This window comes from Sporichthya sp., assembly GCF_013815995.1.
In the GTDB taxonomy this organism is placed as follows: Bacteria; Actinomycetota; Actinomycetes; order Sporichthyales; family Sporichthyaceae; genus Sporichthya.
Map to the genome: position 1 here is coordinate 1 of NZ_JACDFE010000008.1, position 12,681 is coordinate 12,681.

Consider the following 12,681-nt stretch of genomic DNA (forward strand, 5'->3'; position numbering starts at 1 on the left):
CCCGTGGGCTATAGCTCACGGGCGTTCGGACGCAACGGTGCTCGACGTTAAAGTGACGGGACGTCAGGCCGGGAGTGTGATCTTCGGGGCCACCTCCTGCGCCAGCCGACGCATGGACTCGTCCCACTGCTTCGAGCCGTCGATGTAGTCGTAGCTGTAGACCAGCAACTGGCCGAAGCCGCCGGTCTCGCCCTGCCAGTCCTGCAGCTTCTGCGTCACGGTCTCCGGGGAGCCGGTGATCCAGACATGGTCGGCGAGGTAGGCCGCGTCGACGTCCTCGACGTTGTGCGACGGGTCGGCCAGCAGGCCCTCCATCACCCCGAAGCGCTTGTAGGTCGGGGCCAGGTACTGCTCCCACGCCGCGCCCAGCCCGCCCTCGATGGCGAACTTCTTGGCCTCGGCGTCGGTGTCGGCGACCACGACGTCGCGAACCACGCGGTGGATCGCGCGGTCGGCCGGGTGACCGTTCGCGGTCGCGGCCGCCTCGTAGACGTCCCAGTGGTTCTTCACGAACTGGTTGCCGGAGTAGATCGAGACCGGGATGTACCCGCGCGCGCCGGCGAAGCCGATCGAGGGGGAGTTCGGGCTCAGGCCCGTCATCGCCATCTGGATCCGGCCGCCGGGCGGGCGGATGTCGCGGACCGGGTGGGTCGGGTCCTCGTGCGGGAACCCGTGGTTCCAGAACTGGCCCTCGGCCTGGTACTCCTTGCCGGCCCAGACCGCCTCGATGATCTCGATCGCCTCGAAGAGCATCTTGTGGTTGACGCTCATGTCGGTGATGCCGCGCAGCGCCGCGTCGGTCGGGTAGGCCCCCGCGGCGATGCCGAGCTGGTAGCGGCCACCGCAGATGTGGGCCAGCCACGCGGTCTGCACCGCCAGCGTCGCCGGGTGGTGGTAGGGCAGCAGGTGCGCGAGCGGCCCGAGCTTGATCTGGGTGGTCTGCGCCGCGGCCGCCGCGATGACCAGCTCGGGGCTGGGGATGCTCTCCCACTGCAGCGTCGCGTGCTCGCCGATCCAGTACTCGCTGAACCCGGCCTGGTCGGCGGTGACGGCCTGCGCGACCGCCCAGTCGAAGACCTGGCGGGGCGTCCGGTCGGGTCGCATGAACGGGGTCTGGAACATGCCTACGTCCACGTGGTGCCTCTTTCTCCGGGTTGAGACCGACGTCGCGGGCCAGCCTGCCTTGCGTACGGGCCGGTCTGTCACCCCTCCATCGGCACCTCTTGTTGACTTCTCCAACGGATGCGAGGCTGCGCCCGTGGAGTCCCAGGTGCTTGAAGCGTTCACCGACATCGCGCGGGACGCCACGGCCGTGAACTCCCCGGAGTCCCTGGACACCCTGCTGCGCACCGTCGGCCGCCGGCTGTGCGAGCTCATCGGGGTCCGGCGGTGCTCGGTCTACCTGGGCACCGGTCCGGGGGAGTTCCAGGGCCGGGTCGGGTACTACGTGCTCGACGACATCGACGCCGGGGTGAAGCTGCTGGTCTCCGGCTCCGACCGGTTCACCGAGGAGATCGTCGCCACCCGCGCCCCGGTGCTGATCACCGACGCCCAGCACGACCCGCGGACGGTGCAGTCGACGATGCAGCGGTGGGGCGTGCGGGACATGCTCGGCGTCCCGCTGGTGATGGACACCGAGGTCATCGGGATCATCTACCTCGACGACCGGGAGACCGAGCACGTCTATACGGACCGTCAGATCTCGCTGGCCCAGACCTTTGCCAACCTGGCCGCGCTCTCGGTGCGGCAGGCCGCCCTGCTCGCCGAGGTCTCCCAGCGGGCCGCGGTCATCGAGGCTCAGCGCCGCGAGCTGGCCCAGGCCACCGCCGCGCACGAGCGGCTCACCGACGCGGTGCTCTCCGGGCTCACGCTGGTCGACATCGTGCGGGTGCTGGCCGACCTGCTGTCCCGCCCCGTGCTCGTCTACAACCTCAACCAGGTGCTGATGACCTCCTCCGCCCGCGGGGGGGACCGGCACAACACGGCGCTGCAGGGCGCGGCCCGCGGCACCGGCAAGGCCGAACTCGTTGCCGCCCTGCGCGCGAGCGGGGAGACCGGGCCCTCGGTGGTGCTGGCGCCGGCGCCGGCGCTGGGCTGTCCGCACCGCCGGATGATCTGCCCGATGGTGATCGAGGGCCGCACCGCCGGCTACCTGGTCACGCTGGAGACCGGCGGCCGGTTCAGCGCCCTGGACACCCGGATCGCCCAGCACGGCGCGACGGTGGTGACGCTGGCCATGTTCCACGAACTGCGGCAGTCCGCAGCCCGCGACCAGGCCCGGCAGGAGTTCCTCGGTGACCTCCTGCACGGCGGCCGTGACCCCGGCACCATCGCCCGCCGGGCGCAGGTGCACGGCATCGACCTGGCCCTTCCGCACGTGCTGGTCCGGATCGCTGAAGCCGCGGCCCCGGAGCAGCGGGGAGGGCTGGCGGCGGCGCTGGCCGGTGAGCTCGGGCTGGCCGACGTGCTCACCACCGCCGTCCCCGGCGCTGCCGTCCTGCTGGTGGCGACGCCGGCGGAGAAGGAGATCGCGGCGGCCAGGGCGGTTCGCGACGCGGTGGTCCGGGTGCTGCCCGCCCAGTTCGGGTCAGCGCCGCCGACCGTGGTCATCTCCTCGGTCTGCCGGGAGCTGGGCGACTATCCGCGCGCCGCCGTCGAGGTCCGGCGGGTGATGGACCTGCTCGCCCGGATCGGCCGGCGCGGTCAGGTCGAGCTGGCCGGCGAACTCGCGGTGTCCCGCCTGATCGCGTCGTCGGTGCCCTCCGCGCAGGCGCTCGACGTCGCGCGCCAACTGGTCGGGCCGATCCTCGAGCTGGACCGGGTCGGGCACGCCGAGCTGCTGCCCACGCTGCGCGCGTTGCTCGCCGAGGACGGCCAGGTCCGCGGCACCGCTCGCCTCCTCGGGGTGCACGAGAACACGGTCCGCTACCGGATGGCCAAGGTCCGGGACTGTTCGGCGATCGACCCGCACCGGCTCGACAGCCTGCTGGACCTGCGCTACTGCCTGCAGATTCTTGACCTCGCAGGCGAGCTCGTTGGAGATGTCGACAACCGGTCACAGGACGTGGTTGCGCCACCTGGGTAGGCCCTCGAAGACTGCGGCATCAGTAGAGGTGTCCGCAGCGAACGCGCGAGGGGATGGAACCGGATGCAGGTCGGCCTTCAGTTCATCATTCAGAACACCCACGACGGCGGGATGTCGGACGCGGAGATGTTCCGGCAGGAGACCGAGCTGGCCGTGATGGCCGAGGACCTCGGGCTCGACTTCATCCAGGCGCCGGAGCACCACTTCGACCCGGGCTACTCGATGTGCCCGGACAACATGCAATGGCTGGCCTACGTCGGCGGCCGCACCTCGACGATCGGCATCGGCTGCGGGGCGATCATCCTGCCGTGGTGGGGCAACCCGCTGCGCGTCATCGAGAAGATCTCGATGCTCGACATCCTGCTCGGCGACCGCTTCACCCTCGGCTTCGGGCGCGGCCTGGCCCGCAAGGAGTACGAGATCTTCGGCGTCGACATGTCGACCTCGCGCCAGCGCTTCGACCAGGCCGCCGAGCTGATCCTGGACGCGCTCGAGACCGGCGTCGCCGAGTGGGACACCGAGTACTTCACCCAGTCCCGCACCGAGATCACGCCCAAGCCGCAGCGGGGCTTCCGCGACCGCCGGTTCTACTCCGTCGCGATGACGCCGGACTCCGGTATCGCCGCGGCCAACCTCGGCGCGACGATGATGTCGTTCGTCCAGCTGCCGTGGGAGATGCACGACGAGGGCATCCAGGCCTGGCGCGAGCACTTCGTGAAGGTGCACCCGAACAAGGAGCCGGGCGCGCCCGGCATGACCGACTTCACCTACTGCCACGCGGACGCTCAGGTCGCGGAGGACACCGCCCGCACGTACCTCTCCAAGTACTTCAAGACCGTCATCTCGCACTACGACTTCGACGGCTCGCACTGGGGCGAGACCGCGGGCTACACCGCCTACCAGGCCGGCGCGGACGCCATCAACGAGGTCGGGATCGACGCCGCGGCCGAGGGTTTCGTCCAGTCGCAGTGCTGGGGCACCCCGGACCAGATCCTCACCGAGTGGCAGCGCCGCGTCGACATGAGCGGTGACCTGCGCCCGAGCCTGGCCGTGTCCTACGCGGGAATGCCGTTCGACATGGTCCGCGACAGCCTGGGGCTGATCTCCAAGGAGGTCGCGCCCGAGCTCCGCAAGATGGGCGCGAATGTCTCCGTCAGCGCCTGACCCACCTCTGCACCCCCCGTACGCACCCCTACGAACTGGCCCACAACCCGGAGGAGAACCCATGGGCGGCATCGCAATTCTCGGCGGGGCAGGTGGCCTCGGGGCCGCGGTCTCCCGGCGCATCGGCCCGCGCACGCCATTGACCATCGGCTACCAGGGCAACGCCGAGCGCGCGAACGCGCTGGTCGACGAGCTCGTCGCCGCCGGCGGACAGGCGGTCGCCGCGCAGGTCGACATCACCGACACCGCGTCGGTGACCGACTTCCTGGCCAAGACCGCCGCGCAGTGGGGCAAGCTCGATCACATCGTGCAGGCCACCGGCCCGGCGATCCCGCTGTGTGCGCTCAAGGACGTCAGCGAGGACGATTTCAAGCGGATCTACGCCACCGACGTCTTCGGATCGTTCAACGTCATCAAAGCCGGCACCGCCGCGCTGGCCGAGACCGGCGGCGGCAGCATCGTCATGTTCCTGACCACCGCGGTCGGGCGCACGCTGGAGAACGACGGCATGTCCGGTGGCCCCAAGCACGCCGTCGCGGGCCTGCTCCGCCAGGCCGCCCGTGAGTGCGGCAAGGACAACGTGCGGCTCAACGGCATCTCGCCGGGCGTCATCGACGCCGGCATCGTGCACAGCTCGTTCGTGGTCGACGAGGTCGCGATGAGCGTCATCCAGAGTTGCCTGGCCCAGACCCCGCTCGGCCGGATGGGCCGGCCCGAGGAGGTGGCCTCGCTGGTCGAGTACCTGGTCTCCGAGGGCGCGGCCTACATCAGCGGCCAGCTGATCGCGGTCGACGGCGGCTACGCCGCCTGAGCAGTCCAGCCCCGTCGAGGGCCTGAGGGTGATGACCCTCAGGCCCTCGACCTTTTTGACAACTGAATATGACTCAGTGTCAGGAGTGGGCTAGAGAAAGCGACAAAGCCTCCCAACTCCGGCCTGGTCGGGGGTTGGTCCGCGGGCGAGACTCCGCGCAGGTGCGGCGAGTCCGCACGACCATCGGCGCCCTTGCGAGGCAGTACGGGTGCCGTCCCTGGGAGAGAGGTGCGCATGAGGAGAACCCGCTTCGGACGAGGTCCGTCGATCGCGGTGGCCGTGATGTCCGCGCTGGCGCTCGTCGCCGGGTGCGGCGGCTCCAGCGTGGAGGACTCCGCCGCCGATTCGCAGCCGACCGTGCAGGATGCGGTCGTCCCGGGCGTGCAGGCCGGCGCCGACAGCGTTGGAGCTGTCGACACCACCGCGGGGGTCCCGGCGGCTGGTTCAGCCGCGGACGCGGCCGCGCCCGCAGACTCGACCGCTGCGGCCGCCGGCGCAGCGGCTGGCTCGTCGGGTAACGCGAGCAAGGACAAGAAGGCGGGCGGCACCGCGAAGACGCCGGGTCAGGCGGCCGGCACCGGACTGGCGGCTGAGCGGATGGCCGCGAGTGCCGCCATCTTCGGGGGGAATGCGCCGTGCAAACCGGCCACCCTGTCTGAAGTCAACATCGGGAACGTGAGCACGCTCAGCGGAGTGCTGGGGGAGTTGTTCTCGCCGGCGGCGTCGGCGCTCCAGGTGTTCGTCAGTTCGCAAAACGCCTGCGGCGGACTCAACGGCCACAAGATCAAGTTCTTCCTCGACGACGACCAGGGCGATCCGACAACGGCGGCGTCCAAGGTCCAGGAAATGATCTCGGGCAAGAAGATCCTGGCGTTCGTGGGGAACATCCAGGTCCTCACGGTCGACGCGATCGTGCCCGTCATCAAGCGATCGGGCATCCCGGTCATCGGATCGGACATGACCAGCAACACCTGGTTCACCAATCCGCTGATGTTCCCGCAGGGATCACCCCTGCAGTCGGTCGGCTACGGGTTCAACCTGGCGACGCGGGACTATTTCAAGAAGAAGGTCATCGGGACGATCTACTGCCTCGAGGTGCCGCGGGCGTGCGAGCAGTACAACCTCGCAACGAAGGAACTGGCGCCGAGCATGGGGGTGGAGTTCCGCAAGGAGATCCAGGCGTCCCTGACCGCGCCGTCGTACATCCAGGAATGTCTCGCGCACAAGAATGCGGGGGTCGAGGTGCTGGGCCTGCTGATCGATGCCGCGTCCCAGCACCGGATCGCGCGATCGTGCATCCAGGTCGACTACTACCCGAACGTCGTCACGACGCCGATCTCGGTCGGCAACGACAAGCAGTTCCTGCAGGGCAAGCCGTGGCTGGGGAACGCCTACATCGCGATGAACGTGTTTCCCTGGGTGGGCGACACGACGCCGGCCCAGAAGTACTTCCAGGCCATGGTCAAGAAGTACAGCCCGGGCATGACCTCCGGAGGATCCGCCAGCTACGGGTGGACGGCCGGGGCGCTACTGGTCGCTGCCTCCGCCGGGTTCTCGCAGACCAACCCGACCACCCAACAGTTGCTGGACACCCTCTGGACCTTCAAGGGCCAGAAGTTCACCTCGCTCGGCGGCCTGTCGGGTCCGCGCAGCTTCGGCAAGGACACCAACCCCCGCGTGCCCTACTGCCTGTTCGGGATGATCACCAACGATCAGAACACGGGCTGGAAGTTGGTGGACGACAAGGCGACCTGCACCGACCAACTCTCCGCGAGCGATCCGCAGCGGAAGAGCTGATCTGAGCGCCTCCGGGCCCGCCCGCCCGGAGGCCGGGCCCCTTGCCGTGCCCGGAGTGCGCCGATAGTGGAGTTGAGCCCCGGTCCGTGGCTCCGCAGCGGTGTCCAACTCCACTATCGGGCGAGTCGGGGCTCAGATCCCCATCAGGCCGCGGTAGAGCGCGTAGAAGTGGCGGATCTTCGTCTCCTGGTAGGCGCCGAAGCTGACGCCGGGCTTGTGCTCGACCAGGGTGTGCAGGCCCTTCTGCACGAAGCCGACGTTGTACTCGTCCTGGAAGAACACCCGGGCCAGTGGACCCAGTTCGACGGCCTCCAGGAAGGACTGCTCCAGGCCGAGGCGGCGCACCGGTGCGTCCGGCGGACGCTCGCCGGAGAACGGGGAGAGCACGAGGACCTCCATGAAGCAGGTCTCCGGGTCCGCGCCGTTCGGGCGGAAGCGGTAGCAGGTGCGGTTGTAGCTGCCCCAGGGGTGAAAGTTCGGGAACGCCGTGTAGAAGAAGGTGTCCACGCACTCCGAATCTGACAGCTCGTCAGCTTTCGGGCCCAGCGAAGCGGCCATCCGCGAGCGGGTGGCCGCGGCGATCACGGTGCGGGCGGTGGCGCCGTCAGGGAGTTCGAGGATGCGCGGGTCGTCCAGGCCGAGGCCCATCATCGCGTCGAAGATCTCTTGCTCGGTGGGCTCATAACTCAGGTGCGGGCTGGGGGTGCCGCGCGGGGTGATCGCGCGCGACGTCCAGCCCCACGCGTCGTACTGGGAGTTGGCGTCGCCGATCCCGCGCAGCAGCTGCGGATGCGTGGTCACCACGTGGAAGCTCTCCATGAAGGCCTCCTGCGCGACCTTCCAGTTGCAGGGGAGCAGCTTCTCCACGTGCGCCTCGACGTAGCGTCCGGCCATGTCCCAGTGCTCGAGCTCGGTCAGCCGGCCGAGGTAGTCGCGCAGCGGTACCTGATCCGGGTCGAGGCAGACGAAGACGAACCCGCCCCAGGTGTCCACCCGGACCTGCGGCAGCACGAAGGCCTCGTCGGTGACCTGGGGGAAGTCCCAGCGGGCCGGTACCCGGGCCAGCTCACCCCGCAGGTCCCAGCAGAAGCCGTGGAACTGGCAGGCCAGTTCGCTGACCGGACCGTCCACCTGGCGCAGTTGTCGGCCCCGGTGCAGACAGGCGTTGTAGAAGCCGCGCAGCCCGCCGTCGTCGCCGCGCACGAGCAGGATCGAGAGATCGGCAATGTCGTAGACGACAGTGTCGCCGGGGTTGGCCACCGCGGTCTCGCGGCAGGCGAACTGCCACACCGTCTTCCAGATCCGCTCCTTCTCCAGCGCGACCAGGTCGCGGTCGAAGTAGAAGGAGGCCGGGATGTCGGCGATGCCGAAGCCGGACTCGCCCTCGGTGCGGAGGAAGTCCGGGACCTCGCGGGTGTCCGCGTCGAGCAGGTCCTGGTAGCTCGGGCCGGGGGAGCGGTCCGTGCGCTCGGAGCGGGTGGGCGCGGTCATCCCTGCCGCTCCGCCTCGACGCCGTGGTCCTGCGTGAACCCCACGAGGTGCCGGGAGGCCGGCGTGTAGCCCTGCGTCCCGACCCAGCGGCACAGCTCGGGATCGGCGGTGCGCAGCTCGCCCGCCACCCAGGTGCCGCGGAAGTCGAAGATCCCGCGCTGCTCGCCCTTGGCCACCTCGACGCGGCCGTCCTCCAGCCCGGTGTAGATCGCCCCGCTGAACGGGTGCTCAAGCCGGAACGCCATGCGAAATAGTCTAGCCCTTGACCTTTCCTGCGGTCCCCCAGCAGATGTCACCGTTACAAGCTGGGACCAAGGTGTCCGTGAGACCCTGACGCCGATGAGTGCGTACGCGGGGGGTCCCAAGCTGCCCTGGGAGGGCAAGGCGCAGCCCGCCGACAAGGTGATCGTCGCGGTGATCATGCTCAGCGGGATCTACGGGCTGGCCACCATGCCGCTGATCCCCTGGATGATCCAGGAGCACCCGGTCTGGCTGGCCGCGATCCGCGGCGGGATGACCTCCATCGTCAACCTCGGGGCGATGGCCCGGATCGGCGAGGTCAACGTCCTGGTCGCGATCTTCGTCGGCCTGCCGGCCACCGTGATGTTCGACTGGGCCTACTGGTGGGCCGGGGCGCGGTGGGGCGAGCGGGCCCTGCACATGATCCTCGGCGAATCCCGCAAGACCGAAGCGCGCCTGGAGAAGGTCAAGCGCTGGACCGAGAAGTACGGCGCGCTCGCGGTGCTGACCGCCTACTACCTACCGGTGCCGACCGTGCTGATCTATGCCGCCGCCGGCTGGGCCGGCATGCGGCTGACGACGTTCCTGATCCTGGACATCGTCGGAGCGCTGTTGTGGGTCGGGGTGCTCGCCGGCCTGGGCTACTGGGCCGGGCAGTCCGCGGTGGACGCCGTCGACGCGGTAGCGGACTACACGCTCTACATCACGATCGCCATCGTCGTGGTGGTGGTGGCGCGGCAGGTCTGGACGACGCGGCGTCAGATCAAGGAAGCGACGCAGGCCGCGCACGCCGAGAAGGCGGCGCGGGACAGCGCCGCGCGGGAGGACGCAGCCTCCGACCCTGTCGCCTGACGGCTACTCGAGGCCGGCGCGCATCCCGTCCTGGGTCAGCTCCACCCACATCGCCCGGCCGCCGCGCTCGGTGTTGAAGGTGACGACGTACTTCTCGGCCGGCTCCAGGTTCAGCTCGCCGTTGCCGTGCCGCAGGCCCTGCTCGGCCCAGGCCGGCTCGCCTTCCTTCGGGTCGGTGCGGGTCCAGCCGTCCTTCTCCAGAATCTCGATCGCCTGCGCGCCGGTGATGTTCCGCCACAACGCGGAGACGCCGCCGAAGTCCGGGCCCTCCGCGGGGTCGCAGTGGAAGGTGTCGTCGGGGTGCATCGGCTCCACCTGGCGCAGCGCCTTGGCGGGGAACAGCGCAAGCACGTGCTTGTTGATCAACGCATTGGAAGCGGCCACCGCGAGCGCGCACTCCTGCTTGCCGGCCTTCGGCTGGTCGCTGGTCGGGTCCTTGCCCTTCCGCGGGTCGGTCGTGGCGATCGGCTTGGTGCCCGTGGCGGTGCCGTCCTTTCCGGACTCGGCCACCGTCTTCGCGTCGTCGGCGGGCCGGCCGGTGGTGCTATCGGCAGCCTTGTCAGCAGGCACGATGTCGACCCGGCCGTCGATCGCGGCCGGCTCCTCGTCGCCGGCGCAACCCCCCAGGGCAAGCACCAGTGCCGCGGCTCCGCACCCGATCCGCCAGTTCCTCATGTTCCTACTGTGCCGACAACAGCCCCCTGAAGCGGGGATGTCCGCCTAGAAACTGGCGTCGAGGAAGGCCGGAGTGCTGCGGTCGAGCGCGTGCGCCTGGATCCGCTCGGCGAGGCGGAGCTCCTGACGGGCGGCGGCGACGGCCCGGCTGAGGTCCTCGGCCAGGCGCAGCTGCCGGGCGGCGATCGCCTCGGCGCGGGCGCGCAACCGCTCGGGCAGCGGACCGGACAGGGCCGGGGCGACCCAGTCCGGACGGGGCGCCACCGCGACCGCGGGCGTTCCGTCGGTCAGCAGCCGCTCGGCACGGGTGACGTCGAGCTCGAGCGTGATCAGCGCGTCGGCCCAGGCGGTCTCCCAGTCGGTCGCGAGCTGCTCGGGCGCGACCAGGCGCAGAGTGCGTTCGGCCATCACGTCCGCCTCAGCCCGCGCGCTCGACCGGGGCGGCCGCGACGGAGACCTCAAGGGCGGCGGCCCGCCAGGCTTCGGCGAGAGGCTCCACCAGGGCGCGGACCCCGGCGGTGCGCTCCGGATCGCCGGCGACGTTCGCGCGGACCCTGGTGGGGAGGTAAGCCATGATCGGACGTGTCACCCAGCGCTCGATCGCGACGCACACGCTGATGGGTTTGCAGGGCAACCTGAGTCGGATGGCCGGCATCCAGCAGCAGCGCTCCAGCGGCAAGCAGATCTCGCGGCCCTCGGACTCGCCGACCGGCACCGTCGCCGCGATGCAGATGCGTGGCGAGATCCGCGACAGGGCGCGGACATCTTCGGTGTGCTGACCGACATCTCGACCGCGCTGCGCTCGGGCAACCGCGCCGCTCTGAACACCGGGCTGGGTGACCTCGACACCGCGATGAACCGGATCTCCGGCAAGCTCGCGGAGGTCGGCGCCGGCTACAACCGGCTTGAGCAGATGCAAAGTGCCGCCGACGACCGGGTGATCAGTTTGACGACCTCGTTGTCCGACGTCGAGGACATCGACCTGCCCGCAACCATCGTGGAGCTCAACTTGGCCCAGGTAGCCCAGCAGGCCGCGCTCGCCGCGACCGAGCGCGTGATCGCCCCCTTCGCTTGCGGACTTTCTCCGATGAGCGCCGTGATCGAGGGCTCCGTCGGACAAGGGGAGCTGGAAACGGTGCCCGCGCTGGAGTTCGTCGGCCCGGTCGCCGGTTTCGCCGCGCTGTGTTCGTTCGTGCTCACCGAGATCGACCCCGCCTCGGTGGTGTGTGCGATGCGCTCACTGGAGGACCCCGAGGTGCGGTTCCTGGTGATGCCACCCGGACCGTTCTTCCCCGACTACGCGCCGGAGATCAGCGACGACTGGGCCGAGAGCCTTGGCTTGACCTGCGCCGAGGACGCGTTGGTGCTGGTCATCGTCAACCCCGGCACCTCGGTTGCCGACGCGACGGTGAACCTGCTCGCGCCCATCGTCATCAACACCGTCACCCTGCATGCCGCGCAGGTCGTCCTCGCCGAGGACCTGCCGCTGCGGGCACCCCTGCCGGTGAACTGACGACCGGTGAACTGACGGCCTCCGCGATCTGTTCAGCGACCCGCTCGCCGTCCAGGTCGGTGGTGTCGACCGTCAGATCGGCGAGCTGCTCGAGCAGCGGGTACCGGTACTCGACCTGGGTGCGTAGCTGAGCTTCGACGTCGTCGTTCCACGGGCGACCGGAGCCTTCGGTCGCCCGGGCCGCGAGCGTCCGCGCGTCGGCGCGCAGCCACACCACGAACGCGCGCTCGGCCAACACGCGTCGGCAGGTCAGACTCTCCACCGTCGAGGCCGCGGCCGTGAGGACGCTGCGCTCCTCCGAGTTCAGCAGATCCAGCAGCACCGCGGCCTCGGCGGCGTGCAGGGCGTCCAGGCCGTTGCGGTCCTTGAGCTGCGCGGCACTGGCGCCGAACCGGGCCAGCAGCTCGCCGTCGTTGTCGCGGTAGGTCCACCCCAGCCGAAGCGCCAAGCGCTCGCCGACCGTCGTCTTCCCGCTGCCCATCAGCCCGAGCAAAGCGATCCGTTCCATGCCGGCGTTCTACCCGCGTCGGCCCCGCGTCACCCGGTCCGCTGGCACCGCCTCTGAAACGCAACTGAGCGACAAGGTTGAGACGCGGGAGGTGCCTCGTCGGCCCCGGATCGCATCACACGTATCAACCCTGTCGCCCAGTGGTGCGAAGCCGGGCGAGCGCGTGCCGCACGGAGCGCCGGAGCGGGCTCCCCTATGCTCGGCGGCACCGGCGCGGCTCAAGGAAGGGCCGCTGCCTCCCACGGAAGGTCGGCACGGCAGCGAATCGGCAGTCTGGAGGAATCCCAGCGGGCCGTGCTGAACGTCCACGACAACGTGCTGCAGAACATCTTCGCCTCCGGCCTGATGCTCAGGACGACGCTGAACACCGGTGCGCCCCCGGCTATCACCATGGAGCAGACGCTGGACCGGATGGACGACGCGGTGCGCGCCATCCGGCAGGTCGTCGAAGACCTCAACGACCAGCTCGACGCGAATCCAACGACCTAGGTCCGCACCGATCGGGACTCTTGGCCTGTCCTGTCGTGGGTCTGCGCGACCGATGC

The 12,681-nt window shown here is 69.7% G+C and carries 15 protein-coding genes; 8 read left to right on the top strand and 7 right to left on the bottom strand.

Annotated features, from left to right (window positions below; translation table 11 throughout):
* Window positions 1–63: 63 nt before the first annotated feature.
* Window positions 64–1,134 carry an LLM class flavin-dependent oxidoreductase gene (locus H0X00_RS01940; protein ID WP_293767002.1) on the bottom strand — a complete coding sequence of 357 codons (1,071 nt, stop codon included), beginning with the start codon at window positions 1,132–1,134 and terminating at the stop codon, window positions 64–66.
* 124 nt (window positions 1,135–1,258) lie between these two features.
* Between H0X00_RS01940 and H0X00_RS01945 the strand changes: the two genes are divergently transcribed.
* From H0X00_RS01945 to H0X00_RS01960, 4 genes are all read left to right on the top strand, one after another.
* Window positions 1,259–3,085 carry a GAF domain-containing protein gene (locus tag H0X00_RS01945; protein ID WP_293767003.1) on the top strand — a complete coding sequence of 609 codons (1,827 nt, stop codon included), beginning with the start codon at window positions 1,259–1,261 and terminating at the stop codon, window positions 3,083–3,085.
* A gap of 63 nt (window positions 3,086–3,148) precedes the next feature.
* Window positions 3,149–4,249 (top strand): LLM class flavin-dependent oxidoreductase, encoded by a 1,101-nt coding sequence (locus H0X00_RS01950; RefSeq protein WP_293767004.1) that lies wholly within the window; start codon window positions 3,149–3,151, stop codon window positions 4,247–4,249.
* A gap of 61 nt (window positions 4,250–4,310) precedes the next feature.
* Window positions 4,311–5,060 (top strand): SDR family oxidoreductase, encoded by a 750-nt coding sequence (locus H0X00_RS01955; protein ID WP_293767005.1) that lies wholly within the window; start codon window positions 4,311–4,313, stop codon window positions 5,058–5,060.
* A 234-nt stretch (window positions 5,061–5,294) separates the two neighbouring features.
* Complete coding sequence (locus tag H0X00_RS01960; protein ID WP_293767006.1) at window positions 5,295–6,857, top strand: ABC transporter substrate-binding protein; 1,563 nt, start codon at window positions 5,295–5,297, stop codon at window positions 6,855–6,857.
* A gap of 132 nt (window positions 6,858–6,989) precedes the next feature.
* Here the strand turns inward: H0X00_RS01960 and H0X00_RS01965 are convergent, their stop codons facing one another.
* A complete protein-coding gene (locus tag H0X00_RS01965; RefSeq protein ID WP_293767007.1) occupies window positions 6,990–8,348 on the bottom strand; it encodes an aromatic ring-hydroxylating dioxygenase subunit alpha in 1,359 nt (452 codons plus the stop codon).
* The gene (locus H0X00_RS01970) at window positions 8,345–8,593 is read right to left on the bottom strand and encodes a hypothetical protein (protein WP_293767008.1); all 249 of its coding nucleotides are present in this window, start codon (window positions 8,591–8,593) and stop codon (window positions 8,345–8,347) included. The genes H0X00_RS01965 and H0X00_RS01970 overlap by 4 nt, the downstream gene beginning before the upstream one ends.
* Window positions 8,594–8,687: 94 nt before the next feature.
* Between H0X00_RS01970 and H0X00_RS01975 the strand changes: the two genes are divergently transcribed.
* On the top strand, window positions 8,688–9,440 hold the full coding sequence (locus tag H0X00_RS01975) for a DedA family protein (RefSeq protein ID WP_293767010.1): 753 nt from the start codon (window positions 8,688–8,690) through the stop codon (window positions 9,438–9,440).
* Between the two features lie 3 nt (window positions 9,441–9,443).
* On the opposite strand, the gene H0X00_RS01980 is transcribed toward H0X00_RS01975, so the two are convergent.
* From H0X00_RS01980 to H0X00_RS01990, 3 genes are read right to left on the bottom strand one after another with little or no spacing between them, the layout of a single operon-like run.
* A complete protein-coding gene (locus tag H0X00_RS01980) occupies window positions 9,444–10,115 on the bottom strand; it encodes a hypothetical protein (RefSeq protein ID WP_293767011.1) in 672 nt (223 codons plus the stop codon).
* Between the two features lie 45 nt (window positions 10,116–10,160).
* A complete protein-coding gene (locus tag H0X00_RS01985; RefSeq protein WP_293767012.1) occupies window positions 10,161–10,523 on the bottom strand; it encodes a hypothetical protein in 363 nt (120 codons plus the stop codon).
* Window positions 10,524–10,533: 10 nt separating this feature from the next.
* The gene (locus tag H0X00_RS01990) at window positions 10,534–10,689 is read right to left on the bottom strand and encodes a hypothetical protein (RefSeq protein WP_293767013.1); all 156 of its coding nucleotides are present in this window, start codon (window positions 10,687–10,689) and stop codon (window positions 10,534–10,536) included.
* On the opposite strand from H0X00_RS01990, the gene H0X00_RS01995 reads away from it, so the two are divergent.
* Window positions 10,688–10,894: a hypothetical protein gene (locus tag H0X00_RS01995; RefSeq protein ID WP_293767014.1), complete on the top strand. Its 207-nt coding sequence runs from the start codon at window positions 10,688–10,690 to the stop codon at window positions 10,892–10,894. The genes H0X00_RS01990 and H0X00_RS01995 overlap by 2 nt on opposite strands.
* Complete coding sequence (gene fliW / locus H0X00_RS02000; protein ID WP_293767016.1) at window positions 10,888–11,628, top strand: flagellar assembly protein FliW; 741 nt, start codon at window positions 10,888–10,890, stop codon at window positions 11,626–11,628. The genes H0X00_RS01995 and fliW overlap by 7 nt, the downstream gene beginning before the upstream one ends.
* Here fliW and H0X00_RS02005 read toward each other — a convergent pair.
* Window positions 11,558–12,136: a shikimate kinase gene (locus H0X00_RS02005; protein WP_293767017.1), complete on the bottom strand. Its 579-nt coding sequence runs from the start codon at window positions 12,134–12,136 to the stop codon at window positions 11,558–11,560. The genes fliW and H0X00_RS02005 overlap by 71 nt on opposite strands.
* Before the next feature lie 294 nt (window positions 12,137–12,430).
* Here H0X00_RS02005 and H0X00_RS02010 point away from each other — a divergent pair, with 294 nt between their 5' ends.
* On the top strand, window positions 12,431–12,625 hold the full coding sequence (locus H0X00_RS02010; RefSeq protein WP_293767018.1) for a hypothetical protein: 195 nt from the start codon (window positions 12,431–12,433) through the stop codon (window positions 12,623–12,625).
* Window positions 12,626–12,681 lie beyond the last annotated feature (56 nt).